Below are 21,421 nucleotides of genomic sequence, written 5' to 3' on the forward strand. Positions count from 1 at the left end.
GGTCAGCCGCGAGCCACTCGAATCGCCTCACGGATGCTGGCGCGGGCGTCCTTCCGACGCCCCGCCGCATCCTGAACGACGCCCAGGCGGTACCGCGCACGCCAATCCGTCGGGTCGGCGTCGGAGATCTCCGCGTATCTCGCGATCAGCGGGTCGGCGTCGGCTCGGGCGATACGCCCGCTGGGCGTGAGCTCGGACTCCGCCTCGGGCATACCGCCCTCCGCGTCGAGTGCACGTCCCAGGCGATCGGCCGCGAATCCGAACTGCATCTCGCGGACGAGTGCCCACGCGCCGATCGGAGCGAGGACGATCAGGGCGACGCCCATGCCGATCGACACCGGCGTCCCGACGGCGAAGAACATCACGGCCAACCAGACGGCGACCGCGAGATAGACCAGCAGCGCCGCGGCCATGAGGCCGACGCCGATACGCGACATCACGAGCGGATGCCGATGTCGATCATGCTCTCCAGGCCGACGAAGACTCCATTCGCCTGGGCCGCGAACGGGACAGCCAGACGGATGCCCGGCGCGTAGGCGAGCGCAGGCTCGACCGTGTCGTGAGTGAACGTCAGTGATTCGCCCGGTCCCGAGAGGATGACCTCCTGCTTCGCGATGACGCCAGGACGCCGGAGCGAGTGGATCGGCACGCTGCCCACCTGCTGCCCTCTCGCACGCTGGTCGGCATGCGGAGCACTGACGGGGCCCTGCTCGGCTCGTGCGGCGGCGATGAGCTCGGCAGTGCGCACCGCGGTGCCACTCGGAGAGTCGACCTTCGCCTCGTGGTGCGCCTCGACGATCTCAGCCGATCCGAAGAAGGGCGCAGCTGCGGAGGCCAGCGCGGAGCCGAGTACGGAGCCCAGCGAGAAGTTCGGAATGAAGACCGCCCCCGTACCCGCGTTCTCGACCAGAGGACGCACCAGAGCGATGCGTTCCGTGGACCATCCGGAGGTCGCGACCAGGATGTTGATCTGACGTTCCACCGCAGCGCGCACGACGTCGACGCTCACCTGGGGCGTGGTGGCATCGATCACGAGATCCGCACCGTCGAGCTCCGCGAGATCACTTCGAGAGGTGAGCACGCGACTCACCTCGAAGCCCTCGAGCCCATCGATCACCGCACCGATGATCGATCCGAGCTTCCCGGTTCCGCCGACGAGTGCTACCTGCGTGGTCATGCGCTCAGTCTATTTCTCCACGGCACGCGGCCAGCCGCGGCGGGCCGGGGTATCGGGAATCAGACCGGCATCGCGTCGGGAATGCCCGTCCGCAGCTCGACAGGAAGATGCCCGGTGTCGTTGTGAGTGAGCAGCGTCCACGGACGCCCCTGCTTCTGCGCGATCACGGTCAGCCCGCAGTGCGCCTGATTCAAGGTCATCCATCGCCATTCCGGGGCGCCGAGGACCTCTCGCACGAACCAGGAGATCACGAAGTTGTGAGTGATGAGCACCTCGTGCACGTCGCCCGGCTTGCGCACCAGGAACTCGTTGACCGCGTCGAACATCTGGGCGCGGCCGGCGTCGAGCTCGGCCTCGGTGACCGATCCGAAGAACGGCTCGTAGGCGGCCGGGGTCTCGTCGGTCATCCCCGTGGGCACGCAGTCGAAGAGCAGCGCGGTGGGCTCAGGGTCTACCGACGGGAGCCGCTGAGCGATCGCCCGAGCCGTCTCGTTCGCCCGCAGGAGGGGTGAGTGCCAGACGGCATCGAGCGGGAGTCCTGAGAGCCTGTCGGCGATGAGCTCGGCCTGACGCTGGCCGCGTGGCGACAGGGGTCCGTCAGCGAGACCGTGTTCGGCGTCCTGATGTTCACCGTGTCTGACCAGATATATGTAATGCGTCACAAACTCGCTCGCTTCATCGACAGCGTCCGCCGGGATTCACTCCACCCTATGTCAGGTCTGTGACAGAGGCGTTACGACGCTCAGTTGCCGGCGCGTGTGAGTTCGGCGACCTGAGCGCGCGAGAGAGTGACGCCCGCGCCCTGCATCAGCTCGTCGACATGGTCGGTCGCGAACGTGTTCACGATCGGTGCCGCGATGGTGCGCTGCGCGAGCAGCCAGGCGATGGACACGGCAGCCACCGGCACCTCGAGCTCGGTCGCCACCTGGTCGAGGGCCCGCAGGATCTTCGTGCCGCGACGGTTGAGGTGGCCGCGCAGCTGTTCTCCGCGCACACCGCGCGAGGTCAGAGCCTTGCTGCGGTGCCTTCCGGAGAGGAAGCCGTGCTCGAGAGCGTGCGACGGCGTCACGGCGAGGTTCTGAGCGCCCGCGACGAGACGGAGATCGCCCTCGAAGGGCTGACGACGGACGAGGTTGTACGGCGAATCGATCACCTCGATGCGCGGGTAGCCCGCGGAGGCGAGGATTCGAGCCTCGACGAGCCGCTCCGGCGCGAAGCCGAATGCCCCGAGCGCGCCGATCTTCCCGGCGTCGACCATCCACTCGACGGTCGCGAGCGTGTCTTCGAGGTTCGTCGTGCGATCGAGAGTCGCGTCGAGATACAGCACGTCGATGCGGTCGACGCCGAGACGTACGAGCGAGCCCTCGACCGCGCGGACGAGGTTCACCGAGCCGAGGCCCGGGTTGTCGGCGTGGGCTCCGATCCGCACGCTCAACAGGGCACGATCGCGCCGCCCCCTGGACTGCAGCCACTGACCGATGATGTGCTCGCTGCGGCCGCCGGAGAATCCGTCAGCGGTGTGGATCGCGTTGCCGCCGAACTCCACGTAGCGGTCGAGGATCCCGTGGCTCGTCTCGAGATCGACGTTCCAGCCGAACTCGGCCGCGCCGAGCATCAGCGGAAAAGTATCGAGACCGGTCTCGCCGAGAGGTACGCGGATGCTCTCTCCTATGCCGGGGCCGACGATGGGTATGGGCGCGGACGGGTGCTCTGCCGTGCCCTGCTGCGCACGCTCAGCCGACGCTCCTGCGCCTACGCTGAACAACCGCATATCCTCACCCCCGTCGATCGGTGCGTACCGACCTGCGTCACTGCCTCGATTGCACCCCCCGGTGCGTACTTCGAGAGTAAGCGAGATCCGCGAACGCGCCGACCAATCCGGGGAACGGCGCGAGAACTTCCGATAACGGTTTGGTCACATCGGATACGACGAAGCCCGAGCCGTCCGTGAAGGACGACCCGGGCTCCGTGTGGAGACGGCGTCGATTACTCGGCGGCGGCCTCTTCAGCAGAAGCTGCGTCAGCTGCGGGAGCGTCGTCGAGCACGGGCTCGAGCGACAGCTTGCCGCGGTCATCGATCTTCGTGATCTTCACGAGGATCTTCTGACCGACCGACAGCACGTCGTCGACGTTCTCGACACGCTTGCCACCGGCGAGCTTGCGCACCTCGGTGACGTGCAGCAGGCCGTCCTTGCCAGGAAGCAGCGAGACGAACGCACCGAACGTCGCGATCTTGACGACGGTTCCGAGGAACTGCTCGCCCACCTCGGGGTTGGTCGGGTTGGCGATCGCGTTGACCTGGGCACGAGCGGCCTCGGCCGACGGGCCATCGGTGGCGCCGATGTAGACGGTGCCGTCCTCCTCGATGGAGATCTGAGCACCGGTCTCGTCCTGGATCGCGTTGATCGTCTTGCCCTTCGGGCCGATCAGCTCGCCGATCTTGTCGACCGGGATCTGCACGCTGATGACGCGAGGCGCGGTCGGCGCCATCTCGTCGGGCGCGTCGATCGCGGCGTTCAGGACGTTGAGGATCGTCAGACGAGCGTCGCGGGCCTGCGTGAGCGCACCGGCGAGGACCGAGGTCGGGATGCCGTCGAGCTTCGTGTCGAGCTGGATGGCGGTGATGAACTCACCGGTACCCGCGACCTTGAAGTCCATGTCGCCCAGAGCGTCTTCCGCGCCGAGGATGTCGGTCAGCGCCGCGTAGCGGGTCTCACCGTCGACCTCATCGGAGACGAGACCCATGGCGATGCCGGCGACGGCTGCGCGCAGCGGCACACCCGCGTTCAGCAGCGACAGGGTCGACGCGCAGACAGATCCCATCGACGTGGAGCCGTTGGAGCTCAGCGCCTCGGACACCTGACGGATCGCGTAGGGGAACTCCTCGCGGCTCGGCAGCACCGGCACGAGGGCGCGCTCGGCGAGGAAGCCGTGCCCGATCTCGCGACGCTTCGGCGAACCGACGCGGCCGGTCTCACCGGTCGAGTACGGCGGGAAGTTGTAGTGGTGCATGTAACGCTTGCTCGTGACGGGAGACAGCGAGTCGATCTGCTGCTCCATCTTGAGCATGTTCAGTGTGGTGACACCCAGGATCTGGGTCTCCCCGCGCTGGAAGATCGCAGAGCCATGCACGCGCGGGATGACCTGCACCTCAGCGTCGAGCGGACGGATGTCCGCGAGTCCACGACCGTCGATGCGAGCGCCCTCGGTGAGGATGCGACCACGGACGATCTTCTTAGTGACGGACTTGTACGCCGCGGAGAACTCGAGCGGAGCGGCGGCCGGGAGGTTGCCCGCCTCGGTCGCCTCGATGAGCTCGGCCCTGACGCGATCCTTGATCGCGTCGTCGGACGTCTGACGCTCGACCTTGTCGGCGATCTGGTAGACGCCGACGAGGTCGTCGTACGAGCGGCCGGCGACGAAATCGTAGACCTCCTGGCTGTACGCCGGGAAGACCGGGTAGACGCCCGGCTCCTTCGACGAGGTGGCTGCCAGCTCTGCCTGAGCCTTGACCAGCTGCGCGATGAACGGCTTCGAGGCCTCGAGTCCCTGCGCGACGATGGTCTCGTCGGGCTTCGTGGCTCCGGCCTTGATCAGGTTCCAGCTGCCCTCGGTCGCCTCAGCCTCGACCATCATGATCGCGACGTCTTCGGTGCCGTCGGCCTTGGTGACGACACGACCGGCGACGATCAGGTCGAACACGGCCTCGCTGACCTGCTCGGCGGTCGGGAACGCGACCCACTGGTCGGCGTGCTCGCCGTGGCCGGGGACGAACGCGAGGCGCACACCGGCGACCGGACCCGAGAAGGGCAGGCCGGAGATCTGCGTCGACGCGGAAGCGGCGTTGATGGCCAGAGCGTCGTAGAACTCGCCAGGAGCGATCGACATCACGGTGATGACGACCTGGACCTCGTTGCGCAGACCGTCGACGAACGACGGACGCAGCGGACGGTCGATCAGGCGGCAGACGAGGATCGCCTCGGTCGAGGGGCGGCCCTCACGACGGAAGAACGAGCCGGGGATCTTGCCTGCGGCGTACGAGCGCTCTTCGACATCGACCGTCAGCGGGAAGAAGTCGAAGCCCTCGCGAGGGTGCTTGCCGGCGCTGGTGGCCGAGAGGAGCATGGTCTCGCCGTCGAGGTACGCGGCGACTGCGCCCTGAGCCTGCTGCGCGAGGCGGCCGGTCTCGAAGCGGATGGTGCGGGTGCCGAAGCGGCCGTTGTCGAGAACGGCCTCGGTGGCGGTGATTTCAGGACCTTCCAAGAGGTCTCTCCTTCTTTGTTTAGACTCGCGAGTCCGTATGACGCGCGAGCGCATTCATGAAGGAGCGGATGCTGACGGATATGGGCGCGCGGGCATTCCCGCGAATCTCACCTGCGCTGGCCACCAGTAGAAAGCCACCCGACGTCGTGCCGAGGAACCCACCACAGGGGACCAGCTCTCCGCCGATCGCTCCATGAGTCGATATGAAATTGTCCGGTCGGCACACGCCGACCGCGTCCAGCCTATCAGCGCCGCATCGAAACTCCTCGGCATCGCAGCGCCGGGTCGTCGGACCGGCCTGCGGCGGCGCGCTCCGGGAGGACTCTGACGACCGCACGCACGCGCGCGGCGAGACTCCAGAGGTCAGCTGACGGCGACATTGCGCGGGGCGCTCGATCGCCCCAGGTAGACGTACCCGTCGTGCTTCGCGACGCGTCCGTCTCCCGCAGCGCGTCCGTGCAGCCGTCGCCATACCCACGGCAGCGCGTGTCGGCGCCACCAGAGCCCCGGCCCGATGGGCTCGTTCTCATGCAGAGCCGCGTCGAGGACTCCGAGGGCGTCAGCGTGCGGGACAGCGAGCACCTCCCCCGCCCGGTAGGCGAGGAATCTGTGGCCACGACTGCTGAGGTGCACGAGGTCCTCGCCCCAGTTCGGGCGATCGGGAAGCGACGGGTGCAGGTCCGTGTCGATCAGGATGGCGCCGGTGCGTGCCGCGATGCCCGTGAGGGCCGTGGCGAACGCCGCGAACCGCCGCGTGAACATCGCGGCCGCGCGCCGACGGGGAAGGAAGGGCGTGACGAGGAGGACATCCGCTCCGATGCTCCGGAGCTGCATGACCGCGCCTTCGAGCTCCGCGGCGAGCGCCGGCACGTCGGCGTTCGGTTTCACGAGGTCATTGGCGCCGATGAGGATCGACACGAGATCCGGTTCGAGTTCGAGAGCACGAGGAAGCTGCGTGACGCACAGGTCGCGCACGCGCTTCGACCTGATGGCCAGGTTCGCATAGTGGAGCCCGCCACGCGCGGCGAGCAGGAGCGCGAGTCGGTCGGCCCATCCGCGCAGGGCACCGTCCGGTGCCGGGTCACACAGCCCCTCGGTGAGGGAGTCCCCCAATGCCACGTAACGCTGCCAACGGCGGGAGTCGACCGGGATGCTGGGCTCGGGACGCGACAGGCGGCGCGCGCGCAGCCCGGCATCCACTGCCCGGAGCTCGCGTGCCTCGTCGAAGTGCCCCAGCAGCTGATCGCAGATGCTCGCCCAGCTGCGCCCCTGCACCGCTTCGCGTCCCGCGGCGCCGAAGGCCCGGCGTTTGCGCGCGTCCCCGGTGAGGTCGGCGACGCGCATCCGCAGATCGTCGAGATCCCCCGGCCGATAGAGCCAGCCGTCGATCCCCATGCGCACGAGGCCGAGGGGGCCGCCGCGACCCGTGGCGATGACGGGCACCCCGCTGGCGTGGGCCTCCTGCAGGGTCTGGCCGAAGGTCTCGCTCTCCCCCGGGTGCACGAACACGTCGAACGATGCCATCGCCGCCGCGAGCACGTCGCCTTCGAGGTGCCCGAGGAACAGAGCGCCGGGCATCAGGGCTTCGAGCCGGGACCTGCTCGGTCCGTCGCCCACGATCACGAGGCGCGTCCCCGGGATCGTCTGCAGGATCGCCAGATCCTCGACCTGCTTCTCCGGGGCCAGCCGCCCCACATAGCCGATCACGACCTCGGGCCCCCACTCCGCACGCAGCGACGCGCTGCGGCGGCCCGACTGGAATCTCTCGGAATCGACCCCTCTGCCCCACAGGCGGACGCGATCGACGCCCAGCGCGGCGAGCTGGTGCGCCGAGTCAGGCGATGGAGCGAGCGTCAGGGTCGCACGGCGGTGAAGCCGGGCGATGTGCGCGTGCGCGACACCCGTCGCCACGGGGATGCGGTACCTCTGCGTGTATGCCGCGACATCGGTCTGGTACGCGGCGACCGAGGCCACGCCGAGCTGCTCCGCGGCGAGCGCGCCTCGCCATCCGAGAGCGAAGGGCGAGGCCAGGTGCACGACATCCGGAGCGAAGCGGCGCAGCGATGCCGCGACCTGGCGTGCCGGAGAGGTCCCCACCCGTACATTGCGATAACCCGGGAGCGGGAGGCTGGGCATGGGTTCGACGGCCGCTCCGTGGAGCTCGGCGGGCATGCCGACCGCGTCGGGGGCGACCACGTGCGCGTCGTGGCCTGCGCGTTCGAGGTGGCTGAGGATCTGCAGTACTGACCCGGTGACACCGTTCATGTGCGGAAGGAAGGACTCTGTCACGATCGCGACTCTCACATCCTCAGAATGCTGCCACCGGCGCACGCGGCATGCAGGAAACGACCCCTGGCACCAGAAGTTCACCGGATGCTGGAGCGCTGGTCACCGGCTATCCGGACGTTGGTTCCCGTTCACCTCCGCCGAGCACTGTGGAGGTGTGCCGACCGACCTGCTCAGCGGCCCCTGGGCCCTCGTGATCATGAGCCTCCTCGTCCTCGGCGACGCATTCTTCGTGGTCATCCCGGGGGAGATCGCGGTGACCGCGCTCGGTGCCGTCGCCTCGACCACCGGCACTCCCCCGCTCTGGGCGGTGATCGTGTGCGCTGCAGTGGCGGCCGCCGCCGGCGACACAGCGTGTTACCTGATCGGCCGCACCGTCGGCACCGAACGCTGGAGATGGATGCGCGCGCCACGTGTGCGCCAGGCCCTCGCCTGGGCGCGACGTCGCCTCGATGGCGGGACCGCCACAGTGCTGTTCACCGCACGCTTCGTGCCGTTCGCCCGTCTGGCGATCAATCTCGTCGCCGGCGCCTCGCGCATCCACCCCGGCCGATATCTGCTGCTCGTCTCAGTGGCGGCCCTCGGGTGGGCCGTCTACCAGGCGTCCGTCGGTGCCGTCGTCGGCGCGCTGGTGCCAGGTGGCCCTGTGGTCGCGGTCGCGGTATCCGTGGCCATCGCGGTCGGTCTCGGCGCTGTGATCGACGTCGTGTCGCGCCGGGCCCGGAAGTGATCCACCCACCGGTCAGGAGCGTGCCCTAGGCTGGCGAGCATGAGCACCGAAGAAGGCGCCTCCTCCAGCGAGGAGATGAAGCGCAAGTTCAAGGAAGCGCTCGAGAAGAAGAACGCGCACCACCGGCAGGGCGAAGCCCACCTGGATGGCGACTCCGCCGTCCACGGCGCGCCCGCCCCGCAGACGCGGCGCGAGTTCCGACGCAAGAGCGGTTGACCACACGGATGCGGGAGCCGACCGTCGTCGGCTCCCGCATCCCTCTTCTCCGTCTCCTGCTCAGTTCTGCGCTGCTCGCGCTCGCGCCCTCTCCTCCTTCGCGGCCATCTCGTCGAGGGCGGACTCCTTGAGTCCCTGGATGTCGACGGCGTTGCTCTCGTCTGCCATCCCGTGGTCGTCGACGCCATCGAGCGACGACTCTTCGAACGGCAGCGCACCGCTCAGCACCTGCTGCACCCGCGCGCGATCGATCTGGTGCGTCCAGGTGCCGATGAGCAGGGTCGCGACCGCGTTGCCGGTGAAGTTGGTCAACGCGCGCCCCTCCGACATGAAACGGTCGATGCCCACGATCACGCCGACCCCGTCCACCAGGTCGGGACGGTACGCCTGCAGGCCACCGGCGAGCGTGGCGAGTCCGGCGCCGGTGACGCCGGCTGCCCCCTTGCTCGCGATGATCATGAACACGAGCAAGCCGATCTGCTCGCCGATCGTCATCGGCTGACCCATGCCGGTCGCGATGAAGAGAGAGGCCATCGTCAGGTAGATCGCCGTGCCATCGAGGTTGAACGAGTATCCCGTGGGCACGGTGATCCCGACGACCGGCTTCGAGACGCCGATGTGCTCCATCTTCGCGATGAGCCGCGGAAGGGCCGACTCCGACGACGAAGTGCCGACGATCAGCAGGTACTCGCGGGCGAGGTACTTCACGAGGCTGAAGATGTTCACCCGGGTCACCGCGAAGAGCAGCGTCCCCAGCACGACCACGATGAACAGGAAGCAGGTGATGTAGAACGCGATCATCAGCACGCCGAGACTCCAGATGGCGGCGATGCCCGTCTTCCCGACGACGGCGGCGATCGCCCCGAAGGCGCCGAGAGGTGCCAGCCACAGGATCATGCCGAGGATGCGGAACACCAGCTTCTGCAGGTTCTTCACCGCGTCCATGATCGGAGCGCCCTTGTCGCCCAGCCCCTGGAGCGCGAAGCCGACCAGCAGCGCGATGAACAGCACCTGCAGCACGCTCTCGCCGGTGAAGGCCGAGAAGAAGGTCGTCGGGATGATCCCGAGGATGAACTCCGTCGTGGTCTTCGCCTCGGTCTTCGTCGCGTCGTAGGTCGAGTTGGCCATGTCGAGGCCGGCGCCCGGGTGGATGATGTTGCCGACGACCAGACCGATCGCCAGCGCGAACGTGGACATGACCATGAAGTAGAGCAATGCGAGGCCGCCGATCTTGCCGACCGTCGCAGCCTTGGCGATCGACCCGACGCCCACCACGATCGTGCAGAAGATGATCGGCGCGATCATCATCTTGATCAGGGCGACGAAGCCTGTGCCGATCGGCTCGAGGCTCTTTCCGACCTCAGGCCAGATGAGGCCGACCGCCGCGCCGAGCACGACGGCGATGATCACCGAGACATACAGCCACGTGTGCCTGTCCCACGCCTGCTTGCCCCGCCGCCAGTGGAATCCGGGAAGTGAGAACCCTGTCGTGATGGCCATGTTTTCCTCCTTGATCATGAACGTCTTCGTCGCATGCCCTCGGGCGCCGTCGCCTTCGGTAAGCTCACCGTCGCGGACTTCACACGGCAACGCCATTTGTGGTCGTATTGGTCACCACTGATATGCCGGCTCCGCGATCACCGATGATCGGAAGGACGTGATGAGACCCGCCCGCAGCGTCGCCTCACGTGTGTTCGTCGTGCTCCTGATCGCGGCGCTCGTCGTCGGCGCCCTGGTCGCCGTCTTCCTCGTCACCGATGCGCAGCGCACCACGCACACAGAGGCTGAGCGGGTCACGGCGGCGGCAGCCGTGACACTCGCCGTGTCACCGCTGGTGACCGATTCGTTGGACGCCGGCGACGTCGACGCGGCCACTCGCGCTCTCGAGCCCTATGCACTCGACGTGATCGTCGGCGCGGATCTCGACTTCGTGACGATCATGACGCCGGAGGGCACCCGGGTGACTCACCCCGACACGGAGCAGATCGGTGAGAGGTACCTCGGCACGATCCCCGACACCCCCCGAACCTTCACTGAGGTCTTCACCGGCACTCTCGGCCCTTCGGTGCGGACGATCGTTCCGGTCACCGCGGCCGATGGCGACCTGGTCGGCTGGGTGTCAGCCGGCGTGACGACGGAATCGATCTCCGACACCCTGATCCGCAGGCTCCCTCTGTCGCTCGGTATCACCGCGGGCCTGGTCGCCCTCGGTCTTCTCGGAGCCTGGGCCGCTCGCCGCTTCACGCGGCGCATCGCGGGCGATCTCCCGCCGGGGCAGGTGCGCGACGCCGTGTCGTCCTATGAGTCACTGCGCACGCTGGGCGATGCCCTGCGGGCGCAGACGCACGAGCACGGCAACCGCATGCACACTGCTGTCGCTCTGCTGGAGCTGGGGCGCGCGGACGAGGCGATCGAGATACTGACCGAGACCTCACGTCAGAGCCAATCGCTCATCGATCAGGTCACTGCGCGACAAGCCGGCGACTCCACGGTGGGCGCACTACTGCTCGGCAAGGCCTCGCAGGCGAAGGAGCGTGGGATCGACTGGCGGTTGCAGATCGATCCCGACACTCCGCGATCGCCCCTCTCGCCGGTCGACAGTGTGGCCGTTCTCGGCAACCTGATCGACAACGCCATGGATGCCGCGTCCGCAGGAACCGAACGATGGGTTCAGGTGACGCTCGAGCCGTCGATCGACGGCGGCATCGTGCTTGCTGTCGCGGACAGCGGGCCGGGGATCGCTTCCGAGCTGCGGACGAAGATCTTCCTGCAAGGGTTCTCGACGAAACCGGCAGGCTCACAGGGGCGCGGGGTCGGACTCGCACTCGTGCGATCCGTGGTCCTCGGCGTCGGCGGGACCGTGGACGTCGAGGCCGACCCGACGACATTCCGAGTTGCTCTGCCACCGACGCGAAAGAGGCGCGCACCGTGATCCGCACACTGATCGTCGACGATGACGCTCTCACGCTGGAGCTCCACCGCTCGTACCTCGAGAGGATCGATGGCTTCGTCGTCGCCGGCGAGAGCACCCGAGCACGTGCCGCGGTGAGCGCCGTGCTCGAGCAGCCGCGTGGAGAGGCCTTCGATCTCATCCTTCTCGACATCACGATGCCTGACGGCTCGGGCATCGACGTGCTGCGCGCACTCCGTGCCCGTGCGGCGTCGGTCGATGTGATCGCGATCACCGGCGTCCGCGACGCGGATACCGTGCGGCAGATGGTCGCTCTCGGCGTGTATCAGTATCTCGTCAAGCCGTTCTCCTTCGCGGTGTTCGACGAGCGTCTCACGGCATACCGAGCGCACCGCGAGAAGGCACGATCCACGGATGGCGAGGCGACCCAGGCGGAGATCGACGCGCTGCTCGGTCGTACGACGACAGCGATACCGGTTCCGAAGGGGCTCTCAGGGGCGACTCTGCAGAAGGTCACCGCCGAGCTCCGCACGGCCGGCGCCCTCTCGGCGAGTGAGGCAGCTCAGAGACTCGGGATGTCGAGGGTCTCCGTACGCCGGTATCTCGAGCATCTCGCTGCATCGGGAATCGTCCTCCGCAGCGCCCGCTACGGCGCTCGCGGACGTCCCGAGACCGAGTACGAGTGGAACCGTCGCACCGACGGATCCGTCTGAGTGCCGGATCGTCGGCTGCCGTTCGCGGCTCTCAGCGCTCTCCGCTGCCTGCCTGCCTGCCGCTCGCCGCGAGTCAGCGCGAAAGGCGCCCCTCGTGCAGCAGCGCCTCGGGGTCGGCGAGCGCGCGAGCGCGACGGAGGCGGTCGATCGATGCCGCCTCGGCGCAGCGCTCCAGGGTCTGCCCCGGGCCCAGGAAGGTGGGTATCGTGTGCGGCGCCGTCGCCCGTGCCAGCACGTCACTGAACCCCGCCATGCTCGCGTCTCCCGGCTCGCTCGGGGCTCCCGGGAACACAGGAACCAGAGCGTGCATCAGCCAATCGACCCCCTGCAGAGTCGCGAGACCCGCACGTCTCGGATTCTCCAGCGCTCCGCCGAGCATGCGGATGTCGATGCCCATGATCGGCCACTGGTCCGGCTGCTCGCGGAAACGCATCAACTCATCGATCGTCTCGTCGTCGAGCGATGAGAGGGCTGCCGACACGCCTCGCCCGGGCGTCGGATCGGTGGGCTCCCCGCTCGACGCGGCGATGGTTCTCGGTGATGTGGCCCCGGAGACCGAGCGGCGCACCGTGCCGGCTCGGCTCACCCCCTCGAGCAGATCATCGAAAGCGCCGTTCGTCGACAGCGCCTGCACGGTGATGAAGCTGCGTCCGCGGATCTCCTCCGGCAGCTGCGGGACATCGGGCATCCGCATCGAGTTCATGAACACGTTCAGTGAAGACGGCGCGTCGGCGGCGAGGTCTCGGACGGCCCGCACCACCGCGCCAGCATCCGAGGCGTCGAATGTGAGCTCAGCCCCCCACACGGCGGGTGCAGGCACCAGGTCGATCTCGAGCGCGGTGACGATGCCGATGACCCCACCCGCGCCCCGCAGCGCCCACATGAGCTCGGGATCGCTGTCGTCGTCGACGCGCTCATGCGCGCCGTCGCTGCGCAGCATCCACACAGCGCGGAGATTGTCGGACCCCAGCCCGGCCGTGCGGCTGAACCACGAGTGGCCGCCGCCGAGGGTGTAGCCCGCGACGCTGACGACCGGGCTCGTCCCCGCCGGGGCGACCCAGCCGGTGCCCTCGAGCGCCTCGACCACGGCTCCCCAGCGGACACCGCTGCCGACGCGCACTGTTCCGGATTCGAGGTCGACCTCGAGTTCGTCGAATGCCGTCATCCGCAGGATGACGGCGCCGGAGAGATCGCCGGAGGCACCGTGCCCTGAGGGTTGCACGGCGATCGTGACACCCGCATCGCGCGCTGCGCCGACGAGCGTGCGCAGATCGTCGAGACCGGCGGGAACGGCGACACCGACCGGATGCTGTTCGATCGCGAGGTTCCACGGTCGACGGGCGCGATCGAAAGCCTCGTCACCGGGGAGAAGAAGGGTTCCGCGCAGCGCGCGTCGCGCAGCGTCCAGCACAGACAGGTGGGCCATGACGTCACCGTACGATGCCCCACGGACATTGTCGATGGCGTCATGGCCCATCGGGCGACCCGCGATCCGGCTCGCGCGGTCTACTCGCCGGCGAGACCGCCGAGCATGTGGCCGAACGAACGGCCCTCCCCGAGATACGTCGCCGGGTCGTACGGGTCGGCTGCCGCAGCCACCTCGCGCTTAGCGATCGCCTCGGCGAGCTCGCGCGCGCCCTTCTCGACCCGCTTCGCGAGCGGAGCGACGTCGTCACCGGCCCCGCCCCAGTCGCTGGATGCGGCGAAGACGCCGGTCGAGACCGCGTCGGCATGCAGGTAGGCGAAGAGCGGTCGGATCGCGTAATCGATCGCGAGCGAGTGCCGAGCCGTGCCGGCGTTCGCTCCGATCAGCACCGGCTTCCCGGTGAGGGCGTCCGGATCGAGCACGTCGATGAACGATTTGAAGAGCCCGTTGTAGCTCGTCGAGAAGATCGGCGTGACGGCGATGAGCGCGTCCGCCGACACCACGGTGTTGATCGCGGTCTCGAGCGCGGGCGGCGCGAATCCGGTGAGCAGGTTGTTCGTGATGTCGTGGGCGTAGTCGCGCAGCTCGATCACGTCGACGCTCGCCTCGATGTCGTGGCCCGCGAGGGCCTTCACGGTCTCCGCCGCGAGGCGATCCGCGAGCATCCGCGTGGACGACGGGTTCGAGAGCCCGGCAGACACGACTGCGATACGACGAGTGGTCATCTCAAGCCTCCTTCCGGCTGAGTCCGAACGCTGCGCCCGCGGGGGCGGGAGAGTCCTGATAGGGCGAATCGCCCGTCAGGTTGTCGCCACGGTTCGCACCGGGACGCGCCTGACGCGTCGGCCCGTCGCCGAACTCCGCCTTCACCCGCGCAGCGTGTAACGGAGCATCGGGGACCGATGCGGGGCGGTCCTTCGCGAGCTCCTTGCGGAGCACCGGCACGACCTCGGAGCCCAGGATGTCGAGCTGCTCGAGCACCGTCTTCAGAGGCAGGCCCGCGTGGTCGATGAGGAACAGCTGGCGCTGATAGTCGCCGTAGTGCTCGCGCATCGCGGCGTAGCGGTCGATGACCTGCTGAGGCGAGCCCACCGTCAACGGGGTCATCTCGGTGAAGTCCTCCATGCTCGGTCCGTGACCGTACACGGGGGCGTTGTCGAAGTAGGGGCGGAACTGGTTCACCGCGTCCTGCGACTTCGCAGCCATGAAGACCTGCCCGCCGAGGCCCACGATCGCCTGCTCGGGGGTGCCGTGACCGTAGTGCGCGTAGCGCTGACGGTACAGCTCGATCAGACGCTGATAGTGCTCCTTCGGCCAGAAGATGTTGTTCGCGAAGAAGCCGTCACCGTAGTAGGCCGCCTGCTCCGCGATCTCCGGGGTGCGGATCGATCCGTGCCAGACGAACGGCGCGACTCCGTCGAGCGGACGCGGGGTCGAGGTGAAGCCCTGAAGCGGGGTGCGGAACTTGCCTTCCCAGTTCACGACGTCCTCCCGCCACAGCTTGTGCAGCAGCGCGTAGTTCTCGATCGCGAGCGGGAGGCCCTGCCTGATGTCCTGGCCGAACCACGGATAGACCGGCCCGGTGTTGCCGCGGCCGAGCATGAGATCCATACGCCCGTCGGAGACGTGCTGCAGCATCGCGTACTCCTCGGCGATGCGCACCGGGTCGTTGGTCGTGATGAGAGTGGTCGACGTCGAGACGATCAGACGCTCCGTCTGCGCTGCGAGTGCCGCGAGGAATGTCGTGGGGCTCGACGACCAGAAGGGAGGGTTGTGATGCTCGCCGATCGCGAAGACGTCGAGGCCGACCTCTTCACTGTGCTTGGCGATCGCAAGGGTCGCCTTGATCCGCTCCTGCTCACTCGGCGTCTCGCCGGTGGTCGGGTCGCGGGTGATGTCGCTGACCGACATGATTCCGAACTGCACCGGGACGCCTGCCTGCTCACTCATGATTGCTCCGTCTTCTCCGAATCGGGTGCCCTGCATCCGGTTCTATTCATTTGAATGTATCTGAGTCAACGCGATGCGAGCAACTTTATTCCCCGAGTAGCCTCAGAGGATGAACAGTGCCGGAGCCGACACGACGAACCCCGCCACCGGATCCGTGCAGAAGCCCCGCAAGCGCGTCCCGTTCTGGGACAACGCCCGCTACGCCTGCATCGTCCTGGTGGTTCTCGGGCACGCGATCCAGCGCCTCACCTACGACTCCGACATCGCACTCGCTTCGTACCTCGCTCTCTACGCCTTCCACATGCCGGCCTTCGCGATCATCTCCGGCTACTTCTCGAAGTCCGGGTCCCCCACGCGAGTTCAGATGGCGCGCGTGATCACCGACATCCTGCTGCCCTATGTCATCTTCGAATTCCTGTGGACTCTGACGAAGTGGCTGGTCGAAGGACAGGCCGACCCGAACTTCACCAAGCCGTCGTGGACACTGTGGTTCCTGCTCGCACTCGGCATCTTCCGTCTCGTGCTCCCCTACCTCGCGCTGCTCCGATGGCCGTTGCTGTGGACGGTGATCATCTCGGTCGGGGTCGGCTATCTGCCCAACGTCGACAGCACGTTCTCACTGTCGCGCACTCTCGGCCTGCTGCCGTTCTTCGCGCTCGGATGGTGGCTGCGCGAGCGCGATGTGGTCGCCCGCTTCAGCCTCCTCGAAGTCCGCCCCTGGTGGATCCGTGCAGCCAGCGCAGCCGTGCTCGGCATGGCCGGCTTCGCCGCCTGGCAGTGGATCGACGTCTGGAAGGAGATCGACCTGCGCCACTGGCTGTTCTATGAGGATGCGTACGCGGACCTCGGTGGAGAGCAGTGGTGGGCGGGTGGCGTGCGCATCGCCCTGATGCTGCTGGCAGTGCTCCTGAGCGCCGCGTTCTTCGCCATGATCCCCCGCGGCACCTACTGGTGGACGAGATTCGGCCAGTACACGATGTACGTGTTCCTGCTGCACTCGTTCGTGCTCTACCCGTTCCGCGAGTCCGGCGTGCTGCGCGATCTCGATCCGACATGGCTGTGGCTGCCGCTCGTGACCCTGTTGTCCGTGGTGCTGGCCCTCGCACTCGCGACGAAGCCCGTGCGCTGGCTCTTCCGCCCCCTGGTCGAGCCCCGTCCGCGATGGCTCTTCCGAGACCCTGAGCTGGCCCGACGCGAAGGCCACCGCAGCGACCCCACCGGATCCCGTCGGCCGCGCCACAGGGCAGCGGCTAACCTGAAGGAGTGACCAGAGCCGAAGCGATCCGCGACCGCCTGGTGGACCACGTGAACGTCTCGGGGTTCGGCGCCCATGGGCTTCATGTGCTGGTCGGGGGCGATGCCGCAGAGCACCGGTGGACAGCCGACGTCCGCGAGGACATCCATTCGGTGGCGAAGGGCGTGTGCGTCCTCGCGGCCGGAATCGCCGCCGACGAGGGCCTCGTGTCACTCGACGCTCCGATCGCCGCGTACGTCCCGGATCTCGCGCTCGGAGACGGAGTCGATCGGATCACGCTCCGACGCCTGCTCTCGATGTCGAGCGGCATCGACCTCGCTTGGTCGGAGACCATGATGACCGACTGGCCCGACCTCGCACACGAATTCCTCTCGCGCCCATCGCGCGGACCCGTCTTCCAGTACTCGAACGCCAGCACCTACGCGGCGATGGCGGTCCTCTCAACACGGGTGGGCGACATCGTCGACTATCTGCGTCCACGGCTGCTCTCTCCTCTCGGCCTCGACGACATCGAGTGGGAGCGCTGCCCGCAGGGCCGGATCGTCGCCGGCGGCGGCATCGCGTTGCGCACCGAGGAGATGGCCCGCCTGGGCCGACTGATCCGCGATCGCGGGGAATGGGAGGGGCGGAGTCTCGTCTCCCCGGCACTCATCGACGCGATGCACTCCGACTGGGTGACGGCGGGCCAGAACCCCGGATACGAGCGCTATGCGCTGTCCGGATGGGACGGCCCAGGCGCGGCCTGGCGACTGCACGGCGCCTACGGGCAGCTGCTCATCTTCCGCGGCGATGCCGTCGTGACGATCACCGCTGACGACCACTTCGGCGCAGACGCCATGTCGGCTTTCGTGGCGGAAACGCTGGGCGCTTGACCGCGCCCCGCGACCGTCAGGCGAAGAGCCCGGCGCCGACGTACGATCCGGGCTTCGCACCGGCGGGGATCGCCCAGATGCCCGAGCCGACATGCGTGATGTACTCGTTCATCCGGTCGGTCGACAGCCGTCGCTGCAGTGAGATGAACTGAGCAGGATCGCGCTGATACGACAGGAAGAAGAGCCCGGCGTCGAGCCGGCCGAGGTCGTTGTTGCCGTTGACGTAGTTGAAACCCCGGCGAAGGATCCGGATGCCGTTGTTCTGCTCCGGGTGCGCGAGCCGCACGTGCGCGTTCTGGTCTATCGCCGAGGAGCCGAAGTCCGGTGCGGCGAACTCGTCGCCGCCGGAGAGCGGAGCACCCTCGCCCTTGTCGCGCCCCACGATCGTGTTCTGCTCCGAGAGCCGCACCCGATCCCAGGTCTCGATCAGCATCGCGATCTTCCGAGCGACGAGATACGAGCCTCCCGCCATCCAGGAGGGCTGATCCGATGCTCCGACCCAGACATTCGCGTCGAGGGCGGTGGCGTCGTCGGCGAGGATGTTCGCCGTGCCGTCCTTGAATCCGAACAGGTTGCGCGGGGTCGCCTGAGCGGAGGTCGTGCGAGAGGTCTTGCCGAAACCGAGTTGCGACCAGCGCAGGCGTGCGCGCCCGAAGGCGATACGGCTGAGGTTGCGGATCGCGTGCACAGCCACCTGCGGGTCATCGGCGCAGGCCTGGATGCACAGATCGCCGTGCGACGCCTGCGGGTCGAGGTCGTCGCCCACGAACGCGGGAAGCCGCTCGAGCTTCTGCGGCCGCTGAGCGGCGATTCCGTAGCGGTCGCCGTCCTCGTTCTCGAACAGGCTCGGCCCGAAGCCGAACGTGATCGTGAGCCCGGCGGCCGGGAGGCCGAGAGCTTCACCGGTGTCATCCGGTGGCACTTCGGAGTCACCTCCGACGGCGCCCGTCGCGCTCACCTCGAGCCCCTTGGTCATTCGCGACGCCGCATACGTCCAGTCCTGCAGCAGTGTGATCAGATCGTCCCGATCAGTCCGCGGCATCATGTCGAACGAGGCGAAGTGCAGATGCTCCTGCACCGGAGTGGTGATCCCCGCCTGATGCGCGCCGAAGAACTCGTACGAGACCTGCGAGTCCGCGTCTGCTCTGGCACGGCCGAGGGCCACGCCACCGGCCAGTCCGCCGCCCACTCCCACTGCGAGGGAGGCGACTCCCCCGCCGATCGCGAGGCCGAGGAGGCCACGTCGACTGAGGCCCGTGGAAGAGGAGGCAGCAGCTGCCGACTCCGGCGTGGAGTCGGCAGCCGCTGCATCCTTCGAGCGTTCGTTCACCTGCGAGATCGTACCCTTCGAATCAGTCGAGGACTGTGCCGGTGAGCTGCGACAGCGGCTCGGCGAGCGCATTGATGAGGTCGGTGAACTCGCGCTTGTCGGCGTCGGTCAGTTCCGAGTAACCGACGAAGCCCTCGTCGAGCGAGCCGTGCGCCGCAAGCGACTCTTCGAGAGCCGCGTATCCGTCCTCGATCTCGGTCACGAGCGCTGCGCCGTCATCGCCCTGCGCGGTGACGAAGTCCTGCACGAGAGAGAAGGCCATCTTGGAGCCCTCGACGTTGGCGGCGAAGTCGTAGAGGTCGGTTCCGGACCACCAGTCCTCCTCACCGGAGATCTTGCCGGTCGCGACCTCGTCGAGCAGTGCGATCGCACCGTTCGAGATCCCGCCGATCCCCTGGTCGTCCAGCGCCGTCGTGAAGTCGTCGGAGTGCACATAGTCGTACAGCTCCTGCACGTCCGCGAGCAGCTGGTCGCCATAATCGGCGCGCTCCTCGGTCGTCGAGGGAGCCCAGTCCTGCCAGGCGGGCGTCTCGCCGTCGGCGTTGAGTGCATCCTGAGCCGGCACCCAGAGATCCTTCTCGATGCGGTGGAAGCCGGTCCAGTCGATCCCGTCGGCGACGGCGTCGACCTCGCGGAAGTCGATGCGCGGGTCGAGAGTGCCGAGCGCCTCCGCAACGGGCTCGATGCGCTCGTAGAAGGCGCGGGTCTGGGGGAAGAGAGCGCGAGCGGCCTCGTCGTCACCCGACTCGTACGCGGCGACGAACTCGTCGACGGAGGGGACCAGCTGCCCGACCTGGTCTTTCACGAATGCCGCGTACAGGTCGACCGCCTGCTGCTTCTGCTCCGAGTCCTCTCCCTCGACCTCCACCCGGTCGCCCGTGACCGTGAACTCCGACTTGCCGACGCCCTCGCCGATCATTCCGGGCTTGCACAGCGTGAAGTACTTGCCGGGCTGCGCCACGACGGTGAGTGTGCGGGAGGCGGCCGGCGCGATGTTCTCGACCTCGCCGACGATGCGCAGTCCGTCGTCGGCGAGCAGGTAGAACTCCGAGGTCTGTGCACTGTCGTTCGTCACGTCGAACGTGAGCGTGCCGCTCTCGGCAGTCGTCGCGGAGACGGCGCACTCTGAGTCGGTCGACGAGACGTCGAACGCGGCGCCTGCTGCGGCATCGCTCTTGGCGACACAGCCGCTGAGGACGAGCGCTGCGGCGCCGGCTGCGGCGACAGCACCGAGGATTCGGCGAGAGGTGGTCATGCTGCTCCTTGCTGGGTGAGAGTGGGGGTCGAGACGTCACGGTCTGCAGACGTCGACGAACGAGGCGTGCTCGGCCGACGCGCGCGCAGTCCGCGGACGAAGAAGAATCCGACGACGACGATATAGACGGCCCATGCCGTGACCTGGAGCCACGTCATCCGCGGCATGAAGCCGACGGTCGCCTGCAGGATGGTGGCCCATGCTCCGTCCGGGGCGATGACGTTCGTCACGTCGAACGCCCACCCGAACGGGAACGCCGCCCAACCGAGTGCCACGGCGCCGGTGAGGGCGTCGATGGGGGCTGCAGAAGTGAAGGGTCCGGGCAGCGCACCGGCCTCCTGAAGGTCCATGATCGCGTAGGCGAGGACGCCGGCGGCGACGATCACGAGGAAGCCGCTCGTCCAGGTGAAGAACCGGCGGAGGTCGAGTCGGACGGCGCCGCGGGCGAGCAGCCATCCGATCACGACGGCGGTGAGGAGGCCGAGCATCGCTCCGAGCAGTGCGGCGGGGGCGTCTCCGAACGACTGGACCATCGACCACAGGAGCAGAGTCGTCTCGATCCCCTCCCTGGCCACGGAGACGAAGCCGATCGCGATCAGGGCCCAGAGGCCGCCGTGCGTGAGAGCCCGATCGAGCCCCCCTTCGAGCGTCGCCTTCATGGTGCGCCCGGCCTTCTGCATCCAGAAGATCATCCAGGTGACCATGCCGACAGCAAGCAGGGATAGCAGTCCGCCGATGAGCTCCTGCGCTTCGAACGTCAGCGAGTACGCCCCGAAGGTGAGGATCGCACCGATGCCCAGAGCGAGAGCGATCGCCAGCCCTACGCCGGCCCAGAGTCGCGGCAGCGCGTCGCTTCGGCCGAGGCGACGTAGGTAGGCCACGAGGATGCCGACGACGAGAGCGGCTTCGAGGCCTTCGCGAAGACCGATCAGGAACGTTGCGAGCACGGAATGAGACTCTCTGCGATAAGACTGAGGTAAGGCATCCCTTACCTCGGAGAGATTATCATCAGATCGCCGTCGCCTCGTACACGCGCC

General features: G+C 67.8%; 19 protein-coding genes. 6 read left to right on the top strand and 13 right to left on the bottom strand.

Translation table 11 applies throughout. The annotated features are described in order from the left end of the window. Positions 1 to 2 precede the first annotated feature (2 nt). From ACIP5T_RS04150 to ACIP5T_RS04175, 6 genes are all read right to left on the bottom strand, one after another. Positions 3 to 437 (bottom strand): hypothetical protein, encoded by a 435-nt coding sequence (locus ACIP5T_RS04150; protein WP_400860801.1) that lies wholly within the window; start codon positions 435 to 437, stop codon positions 3 to 5. After that, positions 437 to 1,177: a 4-hydroxy-tetrahydrodipicolinate reductase gene (dapB, locus tag ACIP5T_RS04155; protein WP_400860802.1), complete on the bottom strand. Its 741-nt coding sequence runs from the start codon at positions 1,175 to 1,177 to the stop codon at positions 437 to 439. Before dapB ends, ACIP5T_RS04150 begins: the two co-directional genes overlap by 1 nt. A gap of 59 nt (positions 1,178 to 1,236) precedes the next feature. Next, positions 1,237 to 1,839: a histidine phosphatase family protein gene (locus tag ACIP5T_RS04160; protein WP_140036848.1), complete on the bottom strand. Its 603-nt coding sequence runs from the start codon at positions 1,837 to 1,839 to the stop codon at positions 1,237 to 1,239. An 80-nt stretch (positions 1,840 to 1,919) separates the two neighbouring features. Then, entirely contained in the window at positions 1,920 to 2,948 is a 1,029-nt protein-coding gene (locus ACIP5T_RS04165; protein ID WP_400860804.1) for an aldo/keto reductase, read from the bottom strand. 215 nt (positions 2,949 to 3,163) lie between these two features. Beyond that, positions 3,164 to 5,440 (bottom strand): polyribonucleotide nucleotidyltransferase, encoded by a 2,277-nt coding sequence (locus tag ACIP5T_RS04170; RefSeq protein ID WP_400860806.1) that lies wholly within the window; start codon positions 5,438 to 5,440, stop codon positions 3,164 to 3,166. A 363-nt stretch (positions 5,441 to 5,803) separates the two neighbouring features. Then, positions 5,804 to 7,729 (bottom strand): GDSL-type esterase/lipase family protein, encoded by a 1,926-nt coding sequence (locus ACIP5T_RS04175; protein ID WP_400860807.1) that lies wholly within the window; start codon positions 7,727 to 7,729, stop codon positions 5,804 to 5,806. A gap of 154 nt (positions 7,730 to 7,883) precedes the next feature. Between ACIP5T_RS04175 and ACIP5T_RS04180 the strand changes: the two genes are divergently transcribed. Then, positions 7,884 to 8,456 (top strand): DedA family protein, encoded by a 573-nt coding sequence (locus ACIP5T_RS04180; protein WP_400860808.1) that lies wholly within the window; start codon positions 7,884 to 7,886, stop codon positions 8,454 to 8,456. A 39-nt stretch (positions 8,457 to 8,495) separates the two neighbouring features. Next, positions 8,496 to 8,672: a DUF5302 domain-containing protein gene (locus ACIP5T_RS04185; protein ID WP_091232420.1), complete on the top strand. Its 177-nt coding sequence runs from the start codon at positions 8,496 to 8,498 to the stop codon at positions 8,670 to 8,672. A 60-nt stretch (positions 8,673 to 8,732) separates the two neighbouring features. Here ACIP5T_RS04185 and ACIP5T_RS04190 read toward each other — a convergent pair whose 3' ends face one another. Then, on the bottom strand, positions 8,733 to 10,172 hold the full coding sequence (locus tag ACIP5T_RS04190; RefSeq protein ID WP_400860810.1) for a cation:dicarboxylate symporter family transporter: 1,440 nt from the start codon (positions 10,170 to 10,172) through the stop codon (positions 8,733 to 8,735). Between the two features lie 160 nt (positions 10,173 to 10,332). Here ACIP5T_RS04190 and ACIP5T_RS04195 point away from each other — a divergent pair, with 160 nt between their 5' ends. Together ACIP5T_RS04195 and ACIP5T_RS04200 are read left to right on the top strand one after the other, a co-directional pair. Beyond that, positions 10,333 to 11,604 (top strand): ATP-binding protein, encoded by a 1,272-nt coding sequence (locus ACIP5T_RS04195; RefSeq protein ID WP_400864598.1) that lies wholly within the window; start codon positions 10,333 to 10,335, stop codon positions 11,602 to 11,604. Next, the gene (locus ACIP5T_RS04200; RefSeq protein ID WP_400860811.1) at positions 11,601 to 12,296 is read left to right on the top strand and encodes a response regulator; all 696 of its coding nucleotides are present in this window, start codon (positions 11,601 to 11,603) and stop codon (positions 12,294 to 12,296) included. Before ACIP5T_RS04195 ends, ACIP5T_RS04200 begins: the two co-directional genes overlap by 4 nt. Before the next feature lie 73 nt (positions 12,297 to 12,369). On the opposite strand, the gene ACIP5T_RS04205 is transcribed toward ACIP5T_RS04200, so the two are convergent. The 3 genes from ACIP5T_RS04205 to ACIP5T_RS04215 form a co-directional block, all read right to left on the bottom strand. Next, positions 12,370 to 13,722, bottom strand: a complete 1,353-nt coding sequence (locus tag ACIP5T_RS04205; RefSeq protein WP_400860812.1) for an FAD-binding oxidoreductase — start codon at positions 13,720 to 13,722, stop codon at positions 12,370 to 12,372. Positions 13,723 to 13,802: 80 nt separating this feature from the next. Next, complete coding sequence (locus ACIP5T_RS04210; RefSeq protein WP_400860813.1) at positions 13,803 to 14,447, bottom strand: FMN reductase; 645 nt, start codon at positions 14,445 to 14,447, stop codon at positions 13,803 to 13,805. 1 nt (position 14,448) lies between these two features. Next, positions 14,449 to 15,672 (bottom strand): LLM class flavin-dependent oxidoreductase, encoded by a 1,224-nt coding sequence (locus tag ACIP5T_RS04215; protein WP_400860816.1) that lies wholly within the window; start codon positions 15,670 to 15,672, stop codon positions 14,449 to 14,451. Between the two features lie 109 nt (positions 15,673 to 15,781). Here ACIP5T_RS04215 and ACIP5T_RS04220 point away from each other — a divergent pair, with 109 nt between their 5' ends. Both ACIP5T_RS04220 and ACIP5T_RS04225 read left to right on the top strand, forming a co-directional pair. Continuing rightward, complete coding sequence (locus ACIP5T_RS04220) at positions 15,782 to 16,939, top strand: acyltransferase family protein (protein WP_400860818.1); 1,158 nt, start codon at positions 15,782 to 15,784, stop codon at positions 16,937 to 16,939. Beyond that, positions 16,936 to 17,799 carry a serine hydrolase domain-containing protein gene (locus tag ACIP5T_RS04225; RefSeq protein WP_400860819.1) on the top strand — a complete coding sequence of 288 codons (864 nt, stop codon included), beginning with the start codon at positions 16,936 to 16,938 and terminating at the stop codon, positions 17,797 to 17,799. The genes ACIP5T_RS04220 and ACIP5T_RS04225 overlap by 4 nt, the downstream gene beginning before the upstream one ends. Before the next feature lie 16 nt (positions 17,800 to 17,815). On the opposite strand, the gene efeB is transcribed toward ACIP5T_RS04225, so the two are convergent. The 3 genes from efeB to efeU are packed head-to-tail and all read right to left on the bottom strand — an operon-like array spanning position 17,816 to position 21,331. Further along, positions 17,816 to 19,129, bottom strand: a complete 1,314-nt coding sequence (gene efeB / locus ACIP5T_RS04230) for an iron uptake transporter deferrochelatase/peroxidase subunit (protein ID WP_400860821.1) — start codon at positions 19,127 to 19,129, stop codon at positions 17,816 to 17,818. A gap of 22 nt (positions 19,130 to 19,151) precedes the next feature. Beyond that, a complete protein-coding gene (efeO, locus tag ACIP5T_RS04235) occupies positions 19,152 to 20,384 on the bottom strand; it encodes an iron uptake system protein EfeO (RefSeq protein ID WP_400860822.1) in 1,233 nt (410 codons plus the stop codon). Next, entirely contained in the window at positions 20,381 to 21,331 is a 951-nt protein-coding gene (gene efeU, locus ACIP5T_RS04240; RefSeq protein ID WP_400860823.1) for an iron uptake transporter permease EfeU, read from the bottom strand. Before efeU ends, efeO begins: the two co-directional genes overlap by 4 nt. Between the last annotated feature and the right edge of the window lie 90 nt (positions 21,332 to 21,421).

This window comes from Microbacterium sp. NPDC088619, from assembly GCF_044752825.1.
Lineage (GTDB): Bacteria > Actinomycetota > Actinomycetes > Actinomycetales > Microbacteriaceae > Microbacterium.